This window comes from Spirosoma luteolum, assembly GCF_054778875.1.
On the sequence record NZ_BAAGZE010000001.1, the window covers coordinates 361,338 to 378,342 of the forward strand.

At 59.5% G+C, this 17,005-nt stretch carries 15 protein-coding genes; 8 read left to right on the plus strand and 7 right to left on the minus strand.

The annotated features are described in order from the left end of the window. Nucleotides 1–42: 42 nt before the first annotated feature. The gene (locus ACYVAC_RS01585; RefSeq protein WP_461095792.1) at nt 43–1,326 is read left to right on the plus strand and encodes an acetyl-CoA hydrolase/transferase family protein; all 1,284 of its coding nucleotides are present in this window, start codon (nt 43–45) and stop codon (nt 1,324–1,326) included. A 91-nt stretch (nt 1,327–1,417) separates the two neighbouring features. Here the strand turns inward: ACYVAC_RS01585 and ACYVAC_RS01590 are convergent, their stop codons facing one another. After that, nucleotides 1,418–2,293, minus strand: a complete 876-nt coding sequence (locus ACYVAC_RS01590; protein WP_461095793.1) for a glycoside hydrolase family 16 protein — start codon at nt 2,291–2,293, stop codon at nt 1,418–1,420. A 232-nt stretch (nt 2,294–2,525) separates the two neighbouring features. After that, complete coding sequence (locus ACYVAC_RS01595; protein ID WP_461095794.1) at nt 2,526–4,352, minus strand: beta-N-acetylhexosaminidase; 1,827 nt, start codon at nt 4,350–4,352, stop codon at nt 2,526–2,528. 248 nt (nt 4,353–4,600) lie between these two features. On the opposite strand from ACYVAC_RS01595, the gene ACYVAC_RS01600 reads away from it, so the two are divergent. Together ACYVAC_RS01600 and ACYVAC_RS01605 are read left to right on the plus strand one after the other, a co-directional pair. Beyond that, complete coding sequence (locus ACYVAC_RS01600) at nt 4,601–6,109, plus strand: Gfo/Idh/MocA family protein (protein ID WP_461095795.1); 1,509 nt, start codon at nt 4,601–4,603, stop codon at nt 6,107–6,109. 192 nt (nt 6,110–6,301) lie between these two features. Beyond that, nucleotides 6,302–7,453, plus strand: coding sequence for a PQQ-dependent sugar dehydrogenase (locus tag ACYVAC_RS01605; RefSeq protein WP_461095796.1), 1,152 nt, complete (start codon nt 6,302–6,304; stop codon nt 7,451–7,453). Between the two features lie 63 nt (nt 7,454–7,516). On the opposite strand, the gene ACYVAC_RS01610 is transcribed toward ACYVAC_RS01605, so the two are convergent. Together ACYVAC_RS01610 and ACYVAC_RS01615 are read right to left on the minus strand one after the other, a co-directional pair. Further along, nucleotides 7,517–7,918: a hypothetical protein gene (locus tag ACYVAC_RS01610; RefSeq protein WP_461095797.1), complete on the minus strand. Its 402-nt coding sequence runs from the start codon at nt 7,916–7,918 to the stop codon at nt 7,517–7,519. Between the two features lie 134 nt (nt 7,919–8,052). Further along, a complete protein-coding gene (locus ACYVAC_RS01615) occupies nt 8,053–8,550 on the minus strand; it encodes a DinB family protein (RefSeq protein ID WP_461095798.1) in 498 nt (165 codons plus the stop codon). A 342-nt stretch (nt 8,551–8,892) separates the two neighbouring features. On the opposite strand from ACYVAC_RS01615, the gene ACYVAC_RS01620 reads away from it, so the two are divergent. Then, nucleotides 8,893–9,360, plus strand: coding sequence for a hypothetical protein (locus tag ACYVAC_RS01620; protein WP_461095799.1), 468 nt, complete (start codon nt 8,893–8,895; stop codon nt 9,358–9,360). Nucleotides 9,361–9,840: 480 nt separating this feature from the next. Here the strand turns inward: ACYVAC_RS01620 and ACYVAC_RS01625 are convergent, their stop codons facing one another. After that, nucleotides 9,841–10,977, minus strand: coding sequence for an FG-GAP repeat domain-containing protein (locus tag ACYVAC_RS01625; RefSeq protein WP_461095800.1), 1,137 nt, complete (start codon nt 10,975–10,977; stop codon nt 9,841–9,843). Nucleotides 10,978–11,058: 81 nt separating this feature from the next. On the opposite strand from ACYVAC_RS01625, the gene ACYVAC_RS01630 reads away from it, so the two are divergent. After that, on the plus strand, nt 11,059–12,081 hold the full coding sequence (locus tag ACYVAC_RS01630; protein WP_461095801.1) for a glycoside hydrolase family 113: 1,023 nt from the start codon (nt 11,059–11,061) through the stop codon (nt 12,079–12,081). A 2-nt stretch (nt 12,082–12,083) separates the two neighbouring features. Here the strand turns inward: ACYVAC_RS01630 and ACYVAC_RS01635 are convergent, their stop codons facing one another. Next, complete coding sequence (locus ACYVAC_RS01635) at nt 12,084–12,938, minus strand: helix-turn-helix domain-containing protein (protein WP_461095802.1); 855 nt, start codon at nt 12,936–12,938, stop codon at nt 12,084–12,086. 85 nt (nt 12,939–13,023) lie between these two features. Between ACYVAC_RS01635 and msrA the strand changes: the two genes are divergently transcribed. The 3 genes from msrA to ACYVAC_RS01650 all read left to right on the plus strand — a co-directional run bounded on the left by msrA (nt 13,024) and on the right by ACYVAC_RS01650 (nt 15,707). Then, nucleotides 13,024–13,686 (plus strand): peptide-methionine (S)-S-oxide reductase MsrA, encoded by a 663-nt coding sequence (msrA, locus tag ACYVAC_RS01640; protein ID WP_461095803.1) that lies wholly within the window; start codon nt 13,024–13,026, stop codon nt 13,684–13,686. 85 nt (nt 13,687–13,771) lie between these two features. Then, nucleotides 13,772–14,980 (plus strand): MFS transporter, encoded by a 1,209-nt coding sequence (locus ACYVAC_RS01645; protein ID WP_461095804.1) that lies wholly within the window; start codon nt 13,772–13,774, stop codon nt 14,978–14,980. A gap of 52 nt (nt 14,981–15,032) precedes the next feature. Then, complete coding sequence (locus tag ACYVAC_RS01650; RefSeq protein WP_461095961.1) at nt 15,033–15,707, plus strand: HAD family hydrolase; 675 nt, start codon at nt 15,033–15,035, stop codon at nt 15,705–15,707. Between the two features lie 84 nt (nt 15,708–15,791). Here ACYVAC_RS01650 and ACYVAC_RS01655 read toward each other — a convergent pair whose 3' ends face one another. Then, a complete protein-coding gene (locus ACYVAC_RS01655) occupies nt 15,792–16,889 on the minus strand; it encodes a type I restriction enzyme HsdR N-terminal domain-containing protein (protein WP_461095805.1) in 1,098 nt (365 codons plus the stop codon). Between the last annotated feature and the right edge of the window lie 116 nt (nt 16,890–17,005).

The window sequence follows — 17,005 nt, forward strand, 5'->3', positions numbered from 1 at the left end:
GAGCCAGCCCATTGGTCCGGACCAGCCTTTACCAATTGTTCTATGGCTACCATTCTTCCCATTACCACGCCCCGGCAGGCCGTTTCGGCGGTGCAGTCGGGCAATCGGGTGTTTATTCACAGCGTTGCCCAGACGCCCCATGTGCTGATCGATGCCCTCATGCAGCGGTCCCCCGAGCTGAGCGACGTAGAAATCTGTCACATCCATACCGAGGGGCCACTGCCCTACCTCGACGCGCAGTACCGGGGGGTATTTCGGCCCAACTCGTTTTTTATCGGGGCCAACATGCGCAAACAGCTCAACCAGGGCATCGGCGACTACGTGCCGGTGTTTCTGAGTGAGGTACCGCTGCTGTTCAAGCGCAACATACTGCCCATCGATGTGGCCCTGATTCAGGTGTCGCCCCCCGATGCCCACGGCTACTGCTCGCTCGGCCCGTCGGTCGATGTGTCGCTGGCGGCCATCCAGTCGGCCAAGTACGTCATTGCGCAGATCAACCCCCGCGTGCCGCGTACCCACGGCGACGGCCTGATACCGGCCTCGATGCTGCATGCCGCCATCGAGGTCGACGAACCTATGTACGAGGTGCTGCCGGGCGCCATCAGCGCCGAAGACCGCAAAATTGGGCAGTACGTGGCCAGTCTGGTCGAAGACGGGGCAACCCTGCAGCTGGGCATCGGTGGCATTCCCAACGCTACGCTGGCCGAGCTGACTCACCACAAGGGCCTGGGTATTCATACCGAAATGTTTTCCGACGGGGTAATCGACCTCGTGGAGCGGGGCGTCATTACGGGCGAACACAAAACGGTACTGCCCTACCGCATCGTGTCGGCCTTCGTGATGGGCAGTCAGCGCGTATACGACTTTATCGACGACAACCCCGGCGTGGCCATGAAACCCGCCAGCTATACCAACGATACGGCCATCATCCGGCGCAACCCGAAAGTAACCGCCATCAACAGCGCCATCGAAGTCGATCTGACGGGGCAGGTCTGCGCCGACACCATCGGCACCTACCAGTATTCGGGCGTGGGCGGCCAGATGGATTTTGTGCGGGGAGCCTCGCTGTCGGAAGGGGGCAAACCTATCATTGCGCTGCCCTCGGTGACGAGCAAGGGCCTGAGCAAGATTGTGCCGTTTCTGAAAGAAGGGGCCGGCGTAACCACCACCCGCGCCCACGTCCACTATATCGTTACGGAGTACGGTATTGCCGACCTCTACGGCCAGAACCTGCGGCAGCGGGCCAGGGCGCTCATCAACATTGCCCACCCCGACCACCGCGAAGCGCTGGAACGGCAGGCGTTCGAGCGCTTCGGTACGATCTGACACGCCAACGCCCGGCCCGGCTACAGAGAGCCAGACCGGGCGTTGAAACCCAGTGGAGCGGGACCTGACGCACGCTCCCCTCGGGTGCGCGTTACAGCGTGCGCTTGTCGACTTTCACATAATCGACGTACATCATGGTTCTGTCGAGCAGATTGATTTTCGAATTATCGAACAGGGTGTTGTTCGAGCCCACATTGAGGTTCAGGATTACGTTGTGCGGCCCAAAATTTTCCAGCCGCAGTTTGGTGTTAACGGCATTGGTGTAGGTAGCCACGGTGGCCCCATCCACTACAATCGTGACGCTGACCGTACCGTTGCTGTTTTTCCAGTACTGCTCGTAGGTATGCCAGCCCTCGCCCAGGCTGTAGGGCCGCTCGGCCGAGGTGCCCAGCAGGTTGCTGCCGGTAGTGGTGCCGTAGAACAGATTACTGGCAAAGCGGGCGGTGCCCCCGTAGGAGTAACCTTCCATGATGTCGATTTCGCCTTTGGTGGGCCAGTTGGTTTCCTGAACCGTCCAGAACGCCGGCCACGCGCCATAGGTTGCCGCAAACCCCTGGTAGGTGGTGCCGGCCATGGCGATCAGTTTGATGCTGGCGTAGGTATGATACTCTTCGTTGCGGGCCGGCTTGAAACTGACCAGCGATTTGCACAGCCCCGACTGGAAACCGGTTGCCGTTTTGGTCGCCGTCAGCAGCAGACAGGATTTGCCGTCCAGGTTACTGATAACCGGAACCGACGGCGTGTAGATGCATCGGCTCGAATTGTAATCGGCCCGGTTGGCCAGTTGCCAGTTGCTGAGCGAACCTCCCGCGTTGAACTCGTCGGTCAATACGGGAGCCCAGGCACTCGCCACCCGGGCCGACTGCTGGCCGGTACTGGCCGGCGACGACACATCGGGAGTCTGGCAGGCGCTCAGGCTGGCCAGCAGGGCCAGCCCCAGCCCATAGTTTGTCAAGTTACGAATCATAGGATTGTGTTGATTGGTACGAAGGTCTTCGAATAAGCCAATTTATCTACTTTTTTCGACTAATTCACTTACTTCCCGACCGTACCACCCCGCCCAACAATCAGGCCAACCCACTGGCGACCAGAGCGCTTATCCGGTACGCCCCAAACAGCACAGGCCCGCGGGCAACACTAACGCCCACGAGCCTGTACAACCACCCGACCAGCCAGGCTGGTCAGCCGTTATCGACGCATTACCGCACCCGTTTTTCGAGCTCGGCAACCGAAATGGTCAGTTGCCGGCCAATGGGCTGCCCCCGGCGATAGGCCACTACTTTCAGCTGCTGCGCGCCCTTCGGCATCAGAAACGGCTGCGTATAGAGCGTGGCCTGGTTGTCGGGCAGGGTGTTATCGGTAGAGTAATAGAGCAGGGCGTCGGATAGCTCGTGGCCCAACACCACCTCCTGCATACCCATGGGATGCCGTTTTACCACGCTGACATAGGGGTTGTAAATACTACGGGCGTAGTTGACCCCCTGTTTATCGAAGCGCCGGAAGTGAGACTCCACCCGGTTCACAAAATCAGGCCAGTCGCGGGTTACTTTGGGCGACCACAGCACCTCGGCCAGGGCAAACGCCCGCGGCCAGGTCATGTATTCAGCATGGTGGGCACTGGGTACCGATTCGGTCCAAAGATTGCCCTGTCCGCCCAGAATCAGCCGGGTATCCACACTGTCGGGCACAGGTTCGAAGGCGTAGGAGCTCGACAGGCGGCACATGTTGTAGGTGTCGGGTTCGAGCGCGGGATCGCCCTGGTAGAGATCGAGGTAGCAGAACTGGAAAGGCGTCATAATAACCGGGTGGCCCTGCCGGGCGGCTTCGATACCACCCTTCATGCCGCGCCAGCTCATCACGGTGGCATCGGGCGCCAGGCCGCCTTCCAGAATTTCGTCCCAGCCAATGAGCTTCTTCCCCTTCGACTGGACAATCTTTTCGACGCGCTTGATAAAGTAGCTCTGCAGCTCTTCCACCGACTTCAGGTTGTTGGCTTTCATGAGCGGCTTGCAGGCTTCACACTGCTCCCAGAAACCCTTGTAAGCTTCGTCGCCCCCCACGTGGATGTACTTGCCGGGAAAAAGCGTCACCAGTTCTGAAAACACCTTGTCGACAAACAGATACGTACTATCAGAGCAGGGATTCAGCGTGTTGTCCTGCAGCTTGTAGAACTTGCCGTTGGGCGGCACCACCTGCTGCTGCCGGCCGCAGGTCAGGTTAGGATACGCCACAATGGCCGACATGATGTGGCCGGGCATGTCGATCTCGGGCACCACCGTAATCTGCCGCTCCTGCGCGTACCGCACAATTTCGCGGATATCGTCCTGCGTGTAGAAGCCCCCGTAGGTAGGCATCTCGCCCGGCTGGGGGTTTTCGATGTCCCACCAACGGCCCGTGCGCGGCACCCGCCAGGCGCCCACATCGGTGAGCCGGGGCAGGGTGTTGAGCTGTAGCCGCCACCCCTGATCGTCGGACAGGTGCCAGTGGAACACATTGAATTTATACTGCGCCATCTGGTCGATGAAGCGCTTCACAAAAGCCTTGTCGAAGAAATGCCGGCTCACGTCGAGCATCAGGCCGCGCCAGCCGAAGCGGGGCTGATCGCGGATATGCAACGCCGGCACCGACTGCCCTTTTACCAGCCCTACCGGCAACAGTTGCCGCAGGGTCTGGAGGCCGTAGAACACACCCGCTTCGGCCGGGGCCGTCAGCACAATACCCGAGGGAGCCACTGTCAGGTCGTACCCTTCGGGCCCGACGCCCGCTACAGGGGCCAGCCGTACCGTAATCCCTTTCGTGACGCGGGGCTGATCGGTAAGCGGCACGCCGGGCAGGTTGTCGCGCACCATCCGGCGCACCCCGGCCACCGGGGTCAGTATGTTGAGCCGCGTCTGGGGCGTAATAACAAAGGCACCCGGTCGGGTTTCGAGGGTCTGGGGGGCCGGAATTAGGGCGGGCACCTGCGCCAGCACCGGGCTACCGCAGCCCAGCCAAAGGATAATCTGAGCGAGAAAACGCTTTTTCATAGAACGAAGGACATAACCAATCCGAAACCAGGCCAGGAAGCCGGCCTGGTGGGCTTCGGAAAGCCAAAAATGCCACAATATTCCGAAACCCGGCACGCTGTCTGACCGGTCAGGCCAACGGCCCGGCTCACGCGCCGGATAAGAATCGGTGATTATGGCCGTTCGGATGCTCCGGGAATGATATTTACTCGCCCCGATTAGTAAAATTTTTCAAAAATCACCTTTACTAACCAAACAGACGACTCAACATGACCCCAGTAGATGCAACGACGCCCACGCCTTCCGACGCGGGTAACACAACCTCCCGGCGGCAGTTTCTGCAAACCGGGCTGCTGGCTTCGGCCAGTTTCTTTATCGTGCCCCGGCATGTGCTGGGTGGTCCTGGCTTCATTGCCCCGAGCGATAAGCTCAACATCGCCGGCGTCGGCTTTGGCGGCAAGGGGTTCAGCGATACCAACAACGCCTTCAACAACGGCGCCAACAACATTGTAGCGCTCTGCGATGTCGACTGGGGTCTCAACCGGGTCAAGGAAAACTTCACCAAGCACCCCAACGCCAAGCGGTATAAGGATTTCCGCGAGATGCTCGATAAGGAAGGCAAGAGCATCGATGCCGTGACGGTGTCGACCGCCGACCATACCCATGCCGTGGTGGCCATGAACGCCATGCAGCGGGGCAAGCACGTATACGTGCAGAAACCCCTGACCCACAACATCTACGAGGCCCGCGCCCTGACCGAAGCGGCCCGTAAATACAAAGTGGTGACCCAGATGGGCAACCAGGGCTCATCGAACCCGCAGCAGAAACAGATGGTCGAGTGGTTCGACAAGGGTCTCATCGGCAACGTGCATACGGTGTATCTCTGGACCAACCGACCCGTGTGGCCGCAGGGTATCCCGGTGCCCCAGCCGGCTTCGGAAACACCCGTCGACCTCGACTGGGATCTGTGGCTCGGACCAGCGCAGAAAACCGGCTATACCCCCGCCTATCACCCCTTCAAATGGCGGGGTTGGTGGAACTTCGGCGCCGGCGCCCTGGGCGATATCGGCTGCCACATCATGGACGTACCGTTCCGCGTACTGGGCCTGGGCTATCCTACGCAGGTCGAAAGCAGCATCGGCGCGGTGTTTCTGAAAGACTGGACGCCCGAGTACATCCCCGAAGGCTGCCCCCCCTCCTCGCACGTGGAACTGCAGTTCCCGGCTTCGACCAAAAATAAGTCGGACGTGAAAATGGTATGGCTCGACGGTGGCCTGCGCCCCTTCCGGCCCGAGATGCTGCCCGCCGGCGAACCCTTCCCCGAGAATGGTGAAAACGGCGTGTTCCTGATCGGCGACAAAGGTCTGATTGCCTGCGGCATGTACGGCGACGACCCGAAGCTGTACACCAAAAGCGGCCAGAAACTCGAAGCGGCTCCCAAGCCCAAAGCGGGTACGGCCGGCACCGTGTCGATGCCCGAGAATGGCCACCAGGTGTTCTGGACCGAAGCCTGCAAGGCGGGTTTCAACAGCAAGGAGCACAAAGCCCTCACTTCGTCGTTCGACTTTGCCGGTCCGCTGACCGAGTCGGTACTGATGGGGAACCTGGCCATTCGCAGCTACACCCTGCGTACGCCCAAGGGCGATGGCCGCGGGTTCAACTACCCCGGCCGCAAACAGCTGACCTGGGATGGTAAGAACATGAAGATCACCAACTTCGACGAAGCCAACCAGTTTGTGAAACGCGAGTACCGCCAGGGCTGGACACTGGGTAGCTAACAGCCGAACCTTCCTCTTTTTCACTGTGTCCCGACCGGTCGGCGCTGTTCAGCGCCCGATCTGGTCGGGACACGTTCGTTCGGGGCGATGGGTAGTGCTGGCTGCGTGGCGATATAGTCTACCCGATGAGCGGGCGATGCCAACAAATGGGTGTATCGCTACGTTGACAACGAACAGACAACTGCTCAACCGATGAAAAAAATCACCGCCTTTAGCCTGTTGCTGGCCGGCGCCCTGCTGGCCGGATGCCGCCAGTCCGGCACGACCGACACCGCCCCTGCCACCACGGATTATCGGGTGGAGACTGTGCTGACTGGTCAGGAAATTATCTGGGGCATGGATTTTCTGCCCAATGGCGATCTGCTCTTTACCGAAAAACGGGGCCGGCTCTACCGGCTGGCCAGCGGCAGCAGTACGCCGACCGAACTGACGGGGCTCCCCACCAACATCAACACCAGCGGGCAGGGCGGTTTGCTCGACCTGCGGGTGCATCCGCAGTATGCCACCAACGGCTGGGTCTACGCCACCTATGCCGGCACAGCCCCGGGCACACCCGCCGGCCAGCTGAACCTAATTCGGTTCAAGGTAGGTACGGGACAGATCAGCGACGTAGAAACGCTGTTCCAGACCGATGCCAGCAACACCTGGTATGGCCATTACGGCAGCCGCATTGCCTTCGATGCCGGCAACTACCTATATCTGAGTGTAGGCGAAGGCGGGCCACGTACCTACGGCGGAGCCAGTTCGCCCAATCAGAACGGACAGCTCCTCACGACGCGCTGGGGCAAGATTCACCGCCTGACCGACGCAGGAAAAATTCCGGCCGACAATCCGGTACTGCCGGGGCAGACCGCGCCCACCAGCCTGTACTCATACGGCCACCGCAACCCGCAGGGGCTGGCGTTCAACCCGCTGACGGGCCAGCTCTGGGAAACCGAACACGGGCCTAAAGGGGGCGATGAGGTGAATATCGTGCGGGCCGGCGCCAACTACGGCTGGCCGCTGGTGTCGTACGGGGTCAACTACGACGGTACTCCGGTTTCGGACAGCCCCACGCGGACGGGCATTCAGGCACCGGTGCATACCTGGACCCCCTCGATCGGCACCTGCGGGCTGGCCTTTATCACCAGCGACCGTTTCGGCGCACTCAAGGGGGGGCTGGCCACGGGCGCACTGGCGGGTACCTACCTAAGCCTGCTGACCATCAGCAACAACCAGGTGACGGGCGAAACAAAACTGCTGCAGGGGCAGGGCCGCGTCCGCAATGTGGTGCAGGGGCCCGACGGCAACCTGTATGCCTCACTCGAAGGGCCGGGCCGCATCGTGCGCATCAGCCCACAGTAATGACCAGTCTGGGCTAACCGGCAGGGCTTGCCCATAGTCACTGGCGTTGCGCTGAAGCGGGCATCAGTCCCGCTTCAGCAGGCCAACCACCAGCTGCCGGAGCCGGTCGTGGGCCACATAGGCCCAGAACACGAGCATGTACATCGAGAACTCCTGATACGACACCGGCAAGGCTGTGTTGCTCAGGTAGTAGCGCGTCTCAATCAGCGACAGGGCCGGCGTAAAGCCAATCAAATTTTCGTAGCCGAGTACAAACGTGAGCCCCAGCGCATAAAACAGGTACTGCGGTTTTTTAAGCGCCCACAGCCCCCCCGCCAGCAGCGTGGCGGCAAAGCCCAGATAGTGCCGCCAGTCGGGAAAGAAACTGGTAGTCAGCGCTGTATAAACCAGATAAAGCTGAGCCGCAATCAATACGATCAGGATCAGGCCGTAGCCGTAAAACTCTTTCAACTGTGTACGTGGCATACCGTATCAGGATTAAGTAACGGAAAAGTACTATACCATACCTACGAAAAAGACAGGAAAACCGGTGTATTCGGTTCCCTGTCTTTCGCACATTAGCCCAATTTTAATCTGAGTTGCGGCTCGTGAGCCGGGCGTCAGAACGCCTGTTCATCGGCACTGGGGCCGTAGCTGCCGGGTATCGGAATGTCGAGCAGGCGCAGGTAAACGCCCAGCTGGGCGCGGTGGTGACTGATCTGACTGAAGGCCATCCGAACGGCACTGTACCGGGTGTACTGCTGCAGTAGTACATCGCCGTTGCGGAGGGTCCAGGGGTCTGCCAGACTGGCTTCATCGGCCTGTTCGAGCTGGGCCTGAGCATCTGCCCTCGACCGTTCCTGCAGGGCTAGTAGTTCATCGACAGACCTGATCGGCGTTGGCGTGTAGGGGGTGGTGGCGAAGTCTACCCCATCGAGCGTAAAGGCCATGGCAACCCAGCCCGGCAGCTCGGCGATGTGGGTAGCCAGGTTCAGCATGGTCATGCTTTTGGGGTGCGGCCGCCAGTCGAACTGGTCGGCCGGAATACGGCTCAGCATGGTGTGGGTAGTGGCGGCTTCGCTGGCCAGTTCCGTGAGCAGTAGCGGGATCAGCTCCATACAACAGGGGGTTTGGGGTTGTGGGCAGGCCGGGTACATCCCGACCTGATTACTGCCCCAAAGGTCGACCGGCGGGGTGACAGCCCTATGTCAGCAGCGTTGGCGGGGCTAGCAAAAAAAGGCGTTGCTGGCGTGGCCGGCCCTGGCTCCGGGCCAATCCAACGTTTAGCGGGTGGGTGGTCCTCCGTTGAAAAACACCGTCAGCCCATACGGTTCATGTTAATCAATGTATCCTGTAAATCAACCCATTAATAACCCTACCGTTAAGTAAATAACGCCTGACCTAGTTGCTAGGTAACCAATTGAGCGTTTTTTTTACAAAAAATCAAACTATCTACGTTTATGAAATCAATCATCCGCACCACAGGTGTTTTTCTGGTCGCACTGGTCTTTGTCACACTCGGTTGTCAGGAGCAAAGTAGGGAACCAGGATTTAGCAAATTAGAGCGTAGTGAGGAAGTGGCCCGACTTAATGGCGGTCAATTCTTTAACGAGCGCGTTACGTTCACCAAAAGTGAGACAGGAAACCTGGTCGGGGTTTTCGACACCAGGCAAGCTCAAAAAACGATTACCTTACAGGTCGAACCGGGCGCTGCACTCACGGTACCTCAATCGGGTCAGTATGAAATTTTATACCTCAACCATGCCCTGATACTCAACAGCGTATCGACCGGAAAACGGTATCTACTGGCAGTCAGCAACCCGCTCGCTGATAAGGTTATCCACGACTTACCAGCTTCGTATGCAGATGGTACGACAACACTGAAAGGCTTTGGCCTATCACTTAGCAACAGTCAAAAAGAATCATGAGGTAGTGGCGCAAGACTCCTTGTTCCCGACTGTGCCAGTGCGGGCGGAACGGGGTCAAGTTCATGCAGTAATCAGTGCTGTAGCGTCTCCTGCAACACCGGCTACCATGCCTCCTGTGGAAACAGTTGCAATTGTTTTAAAAACTAACTGACATTCATTTTAAGTACATCAAGTCACAGAGCGTGTGTAGTTAGCCGTTGAAGCCGGAGAAATCAGGTCGCTCACGCTCGGAATAATTCGCGGCATACGGGTTATTTTTTACCCGTATGCCGCGATTTATGGCATAGGCTCGACACGGCCCGCCAACTTGCTTAAAATCGGAGTGCCGGTACAGCCCAGCCGGCCTTACTGTCAATGCACACCCAAATAGGTTGCCAGACAACGTACGATTAAACGGATTCAGCGCAGGAACCTTGCTTATGCTTACGTTTCAACCGAAACGACCCATGCCTACCGCTCTCGGCATCTCCAGTCCGGCGTTTAGCGGGTAGGCGGCCCTTCGTTGAAAAACACCGTCAGCCCGTCTTTACCGGCCACGATCAGATCGGTACGGCCCGACCGGCGCAAATCGGCCAGGGCCATGTAGATGCCGGTTCCTTTGCCCACCCCGGCGGGCCCGTATGCAATAATGTGCTGGCTGAATGCCCGTCGGTTCTTATCCCACGTGAAGTAGTAAAGCCCTACGGGATCGTCGGAGCCGGGGTCGTGGTCATTATGCGCCCGGAAGCGTTTGCCCGTAATCAGTTCCGGCTGGCCGTCGCCCGTCAGGTCGGCCCATTCGAGGGTGTGGTACTGGCCATTCTGGTCGTCGATCAGGTGTTTGACCCAGCCGCGCCGGCCGGCCCTGTCGATGGTCTGTTCGTACCAGTGCAGGCCATAATCGTGGCCCTGCCCCACCACCAGATCGGCCCGCCCGTCGGTATTCACGTCGGCTACGATGATGGGCACACTGGCGGTGCCAAGGGCAAAGTCGCGGTGCAGTGTCCAGTGGCCAGCCAGGCGGTCGGCGGGGGCTTCGAGCCAGCCATCGCTCACGATCAGGTCGTTCCGGCCGTCGGCGTTGATATCGCCGAAACCCAGCCCGTGGCCCTGCGTGGGGGCCACGACCACCGTCTGAACCCCGCCCGTCCCCGTCAGGCGCAGGTATTTGAGCGGATGACCGGGGTTATTGGGAACGATGTCGAGTTGCCCATCGCCGTCGACATCCCAGGCGCGGGTCGTTTCGATATTGCCCACCCGCGCCAGTTCATGCACGGGCCAGGAACCCGGCTTACCGGTGTTTTCGAGCCACCGCAGCGTCTGGTTAAACCAGCCCCCCGTCACGACGTCGGTTCGGCCGTCGCGGTTGATATCGAGCGGAATGGTCGAAAAATCGTCGTAGTACTCCTCGTGCCGGGTCTGGCTGCCGATGAGGTGGCGCCGGCGAAAACGCGGCCCCTCGTACCAGAAATCGCCCGACACCAGATCGAGCGTATCGTTCCGGTCGACATCGAATACGGCCACGCTCTCGTAGCTCTCAGCAGCCACAAAGTAACGGCTGAACCGTAGTTCGGTCCCGGCGGGTGGGGGGCTGGCGGGCAGCAGCAGGGCCGGCAACAGGCAGATCAGAAAACGCATGGCGTTGAGTAGGTAGGGGGCGGAAATTGGTTGGTGGTCTTCGGAAGTTTGCCAACCTTTATAGGCTAACACCTAAACACCATGCCCTATCCCCTTTTACTGTTGCTGATAGCCCTGCTGAGTTGCCAGTCGCTGCCCCCTTTCGTGTATAACGGTCCGAAGCTAAAAGGTGTCAACCTGGTGGCCCCGCCCCAGAAGCCCGATTCGGTAACGGCCATGCAACCCATTCGTCAGATGGGGGGCAACTGGGTCGCCATTGTGCCCTACGGCTTCTGCCGCAAGGGCGACCCCCATTTTTTCTTCAGCGAAAACCGTCCCAAAACCAGCCGGCGCGGGTGGCAATGGTGGGGTGAAACGTCTGAAGGCGTAGCCGGCACGGTGCAGATGGCCCGGCAGCACGGCCTTAAAACCATGCTCAAACCCCACGTCTGGATGCAGGGCGGCTCGCACCTCGACCTCGAATTCACGACCGAGGCCGACTGGCAGTCGTTCGAGCGCGACTACAGCCAGTATATTCTCCACCAGGCCCGCCTGGCCGATTCGCTGCATGTCGACCTGTTCTGCATCACCACCGAGCTCGACCGCTTTGCCATGGCCCGCCCCGCCTTCTGGCGGCTGCTGATCGGGCAGGTACGGCAGCTTTACAAAGGCCCCCTCACCTACGCGGCCAACTGGGACCGCTACGAAAAAATCCCGTTCTGGTCCCAGCTCGACTACATCGGCGTCGACGCCTACTTTCCGCTATCCGACGGCCGTACGCCCTCAGTCAAAACGCTCGTGAAAGGCTGGAAACCCCACCTCGCCACGCTGGCCGACCTCAGCAGTCAGTTGCAGAAACCGGTGCTGTTTACCGAGTTTGGCTACCGTAGCTGCGACTTTGCGGCCCGCGCCCCCTGGGAGTCTGAAGCCGACTGTACGCCGAACCCCACAGCGCAGGCCAATACCTACGCGGCCCTCCACGAAGCTGTCTGGGGGCAGCCGTGGTTTGCGGGTGGCTTTCTGTGGAAATGGTTTCTGGGCGACGAGCACCGGCACCGCGAGCGCGATCAGTTCAGCCCGCAGGGCAAACCTGCCGAAGCGGTGCTGAAAACGGCCTGGCAGTAGCCTCAGCGTACGGCGCCGATGGCCTTGCGGTATTGCCCCGGCGTCTGGCCCGTCGAGTCGCGGAAGGTTTTGTTGAAATGCGACAGGTTGTTGAACCCCACCGCCGAGCCAATGTCGGCAATAGTCCGCCCGGAGTGGAGCAGCCGCTGCGCCTGACTGACGCGGTATTCGTTGACAAAGTCGGTAAAGGTCAGGTGGGTCATGCGTTTGAAATAGCGGCTGAAGGCCGGCACGGTCAGACTGGCCAGATCAGCCACCTGCCGGATGTCGATGGCGTCGGTATAATGCTGCTCCACGTACTGGCATACCCGGTTGATGCGGTCCTGCTCACGGGCGTTGAGGTCGAACCGCACCCCGTCGGCGTGCAGGGCCTCCACGTCGGTGGCGCTGGCGAGGGTGCCCAGTATCTGCAACAGGGTCAGCAGCCGCTCGAAAGGCGGCAGCGAGGGCAGCGCCAGCAGTGGTTCGGCCACGGCAGCTTTGGTAGCGGCCCCGAACAGCAGACCGGTATGCGCCCGCTCGAACAGTCGCCGGATGCCCGCCAGCTCGGGCCGCTGCAGAAACGGTTCGCCCATAAAACTGTCGCGCAGCTGCACCACCACTTCTTCAAACTGATCGGTATGGCCGTAACTGAAATTCAGGTGCGGCAGATTGGGTCCGATAAACACCAGCTCGCCGGCGTCGTAATGGCCAATGCTGTTGCCGATGTGCCGGCGCCCCTGCCCGCGCGGAATAAACACGATTTCGTGCTCCGGGTGGTGGTGCCAGTAGACCCGGCAGGGCTCGGTTTCGGTAGCGTGGATAACCCGGAACGAATGGCCGGCTTCGGGCTCGATTTTTTCAAACTGTAGCTTCATGGCATCGGGCGCATTATCCCGTCGACGGCAAAACTGATTTGGCTCAGCAAACGTTTATACAGGAAAGCTACGAAGAACGATCAACATGAAACAACTCCTTGTTTGGGCACTGAGTCTGACGCTGCTGGCGAGCGTCGGATCGACATACGGGCAGGATCGCACCCCTGCCAAATTACCGGCGCTGAAGCCGGGCGAAGCTGTGGCGACCTTTGCCGGCGGCTGCTTCTGGGCCATGGAAGAAGGCATGAACCAGCTCAAGGGCGTACGGGAGGTAGTCTCGGGCTACGCGGGTGGCACCACCAAAAACCCCAGCTACGAAGAAGTCGGCACCGACCTGACCGGCCACGCCGAATCGGTACAGGTGTACTACGACCCGAAGGTTATTTCGTACGCCAAACTGCTCGACGCCTTCTTTGCCGGCCACGACCCCACCACGCTGAACCGCCAGGGCCCCGACGTTGGGCGCGACTACCGGTCGGTGGCCTTTTACCGTACCCCCGCCGAGAAAGCCGAAATCGAAGCGGCTATCAAGCGGGTCAACGACTCGAAGCATTACAGCGGCAAGGTGGTAACGGAAGTAACGCCCCTGCAGGTGTTTTACCCCGCCGAGAACTACCACCAGAATTACTTCGCCCTGCATCCCGAGCAGCCCTACATCCAGCGGGTATCGCTGCCCAAGGTTGAAAAGCTGCGGAAAGCGATGAAAGGTTACCTGAAAAACGATGCCGCGTTAACCATGAACCAGTAACCATAGACACGGTCTGGTCAATACAGCATTCTTTTTCGACAATACATGTAAAAAATAGCCGGCAGCCGCCGGCTATTTTTGCAGTATGAATACGACCGTCTCCCTCCCCTCGTCGCACCGAAATCCGTTTGTACGCAACGTGCTTACGTTTTTCACCAATCGGCTGGCCCTGGCCATCGGGCTGGTCTTTGCGTCGGACAGTCTGCTCTTCAGCAGCTGGATCGCGCACATTCCGCACGTGAAGGCGGAGCTGGGACTCTCCGACGCCGAGCTGGGGATGGTACTGTTTGCGCTGCCCGCCGGCCTGCTCACCATGAACCCCTTCACGGGGCGACTCACGGCCCGGCTGGGCGAAGCGCGGGCCTGCTTCTGGTCGGCCATCGGGCTGTCGGTGGCGGTTTGTATTCCCATCAACGCCCCCAACGTGTATGTGCTCTGCACGGGGTTGTTTCTGATGGGCCTCAATGCCTCGCTCATCAATGTGGCCATGAATACGGTGGCCACTAATCTGGAGCGCGAACAAAACATCGTGATTATGTCGGCCTGCCACGGCATGTGGAGTCTGGGCGGCCTGCTGGGCTCGGGCATTGCCGGCGTCGTTATTGCGCAGCACGTATCGCCCCCCATCCATGTGCTGGCCATGTCGGTGCTTATTCTGACCATGACGCTGCTGGTACAGCCTCTGCTGGCCCGCATTCCGTCGAGCAGCCGCACCGAAACGGGCGAGAAAGCCGGCTCGTCGTTTGTAAAGCCAACGGTCGACCTCTGGCTGATGATCCTGATCGGGCTGGCCGTGTCGATGGGCGAAGGGGTGGCGTTCGACTGGAGCGGGGTTTACCTGCGCGAAACACTGGGGGCCAGCAGCCAGGTTGCGGCCCTGGGTTTCGGCTGTTTTTCACTGACCATGACGGGCCTGCGCTTTGTCGGCGACGCCATCACCCCGCGCGTGGGGGCTAAACGCTGGCTGCAGATTGGCGGCCTGGTGGGCGCCATTGGCCTGGCCATCGCCATTCTGATCCCGTTTCCGGCCACGGCCCTGGTGGGCTTTGCCCTGCTGGGCGTCGGCTGTTCGCTGGGGGCGCCTATTCTCTACGCGGCCGCCCTGCGCATTCCCAATATTCCGCCGGCCGCCGGTCTGGCTACCTTTGCGTCGTTCAGCTTCGTCGGTTTTCTGGCCGGCCCGCCCCTGATCGGCTTCATCGCCGAAGCCGCCGGCCTGCCCTACGGCCTGGCCTTCGTGGGGCTGATGCTGCTGATCTCGGCTCTCGTGGCCCGTCGGGTAACGCTCTACTAGCCGGCCCGGGCTGACTTTCTTTTTGTGTTATTAACCTACCATCACTGTGCCAATCAAAGCCGTTATTTTTGACATGGATGGCGTCATTGTCGATACCAATCCAGCCCACCGCGTGGCCTGGCGCGAATACTTCGAGCGTCACGGCAAGCCCCTCTCCGATGCCGATTTTGTCGAATACATTTCGGGCAAACACAACTCGCAGATCGTAGCGCACCTCTTCAGCGGCCAGGACCTTACGCCCGACGACATCCGGCGCGTAGGCGATGAGAAGGAAGCCCTGTTTCGGGAGCTTTACAAAGCCGACATTACGCCCGTACCGGGCATCCCCGCCTTTCTGGCCGCGCTGCGATCGGCCGGTATTAAAACAGCCGTGGCCACCTCGGCCCCGGTCGAAAACCTCGACTTCGTGCTCGATGCCCTCGACCTGCGCGCCTACTTCGATGTGCTGCTGCACGAGCGGTCGATTACGCACCCCAAACCCGACCCCGAAGTGTACCAGAAAGCTATGGCCGAGCTGGGCGTGCGGCCCGACGACAGTGTGGTGTTCGAAGATTCGATGACCGGTATTCAGGCCGCCAGGGCATCGGGTGCCTACGTGGTGGGCGTTGCCACGACCCAAACCCCCGATGAACTGCGACCCTTCGTCGACGAAGTCATCCGCGACTTCACCGAGGTCACACCCGACGCCCTCTCTATCCGCATTGGCGAGGCCCCGGGGCAATCGTAAGGCTTTACAACGCTCTATACATCCGCAGCCGCTGTCACTCCCAGGTAGGGACGACAGCGGCTGCCTGCTGGTTGGTTACCAGGTTCAGTTTGCCAGCCCCGCGTAGGCAAGCACCGTTTTCTGGAGCTGTTCGGTATGGTCGAACAAGCCGTTGAGCGACAGCAGCTCATGCCGTATTTCCGTTTTGGCTTCGTCGAAGAGGGTAACGTATTTTTTCTGCCCGTTGAAATGCAGCCGACAGATCGGCCGGCGGTTATTGTCGTCGAGCAGGATGGCGAAATAGGACTGGGCATCGCGGTGCACTACCCGCTCGGCGTCGATCACCGGGCGCAGGATAGCCCGTACCGTATAGAAGCCCTCCAGTTCTTCCTGCGTAGTCACGATGACGGGCCCTTTTTTCTCTTCCACCGACGGAGCGAAAGCCGCTGCCTCCACGGCTGGCTCGACCTCGATCGACTCCTGACTGAAGGCGGTTTTTAGCCGGTCGGCCATTTGCTCGGCCACAATCTGGCTGATTGATTTGCGCAGCAGATTCGCAAAATTCTCTACCACTTTGGCCGTTAGCTTCCCTTCATACACTTGCTGGGCATAGTATCGGGTCAGGGTATCGCTGGGCGTAGCAAAATCCTGTTGCACCAGTGCTTTCAGCAGACCCGTGTATTTCAGTTCACTGGCCGTAGTCAGAATCTGGTCTACATCGAAATACGATTTGTGAAACTTCTTCAATTCCTCCACCAGATTCTCCCGCAAATCGAGCATATCGATTTCCAGAAACGGTCTGGAGTCCATCTTATTGGCTTCGTCCAGGTCCGTGTAAAATCGATACACCACCCCGTTGGTCAGAATACCGAACCGGGCTTTGGTTACGTGAAAATAGCGTAGCAACTGGTTGTCGTGAAGGGTGAGCGCCTGTTTCCAGTGCTTGCATTCGATGAGCAGACAGGGTTCTGGCGTTCCGTTGGCAGCAGATCGCATAATCGCGTAGTCGACCTTCTCTCCTTTTTTGGTGCCTATATCGCTTATGAATTCCGGGACAACTTCCGTGGGGTCGAAGATGTCATACCCCAGCACTTGCAGGAAAGGCAGAATAAGGGCCGTTTTCGTAGCTTCTTCCGTCTGAATATTGTCTTTGAGACGCCCCACCCGCTCCGCAAGGTGCTTTATCTGGTCTTTGAAATCCATTGGTGCAGATACCGTTTAGTAAACAATTTGAAAGCATATGAACACTTGTCGCAATCACCCCAAAAATGCCGGCTGCACCAAATGGCTTTACTATACGGTTACAGGCAACCTGTTAC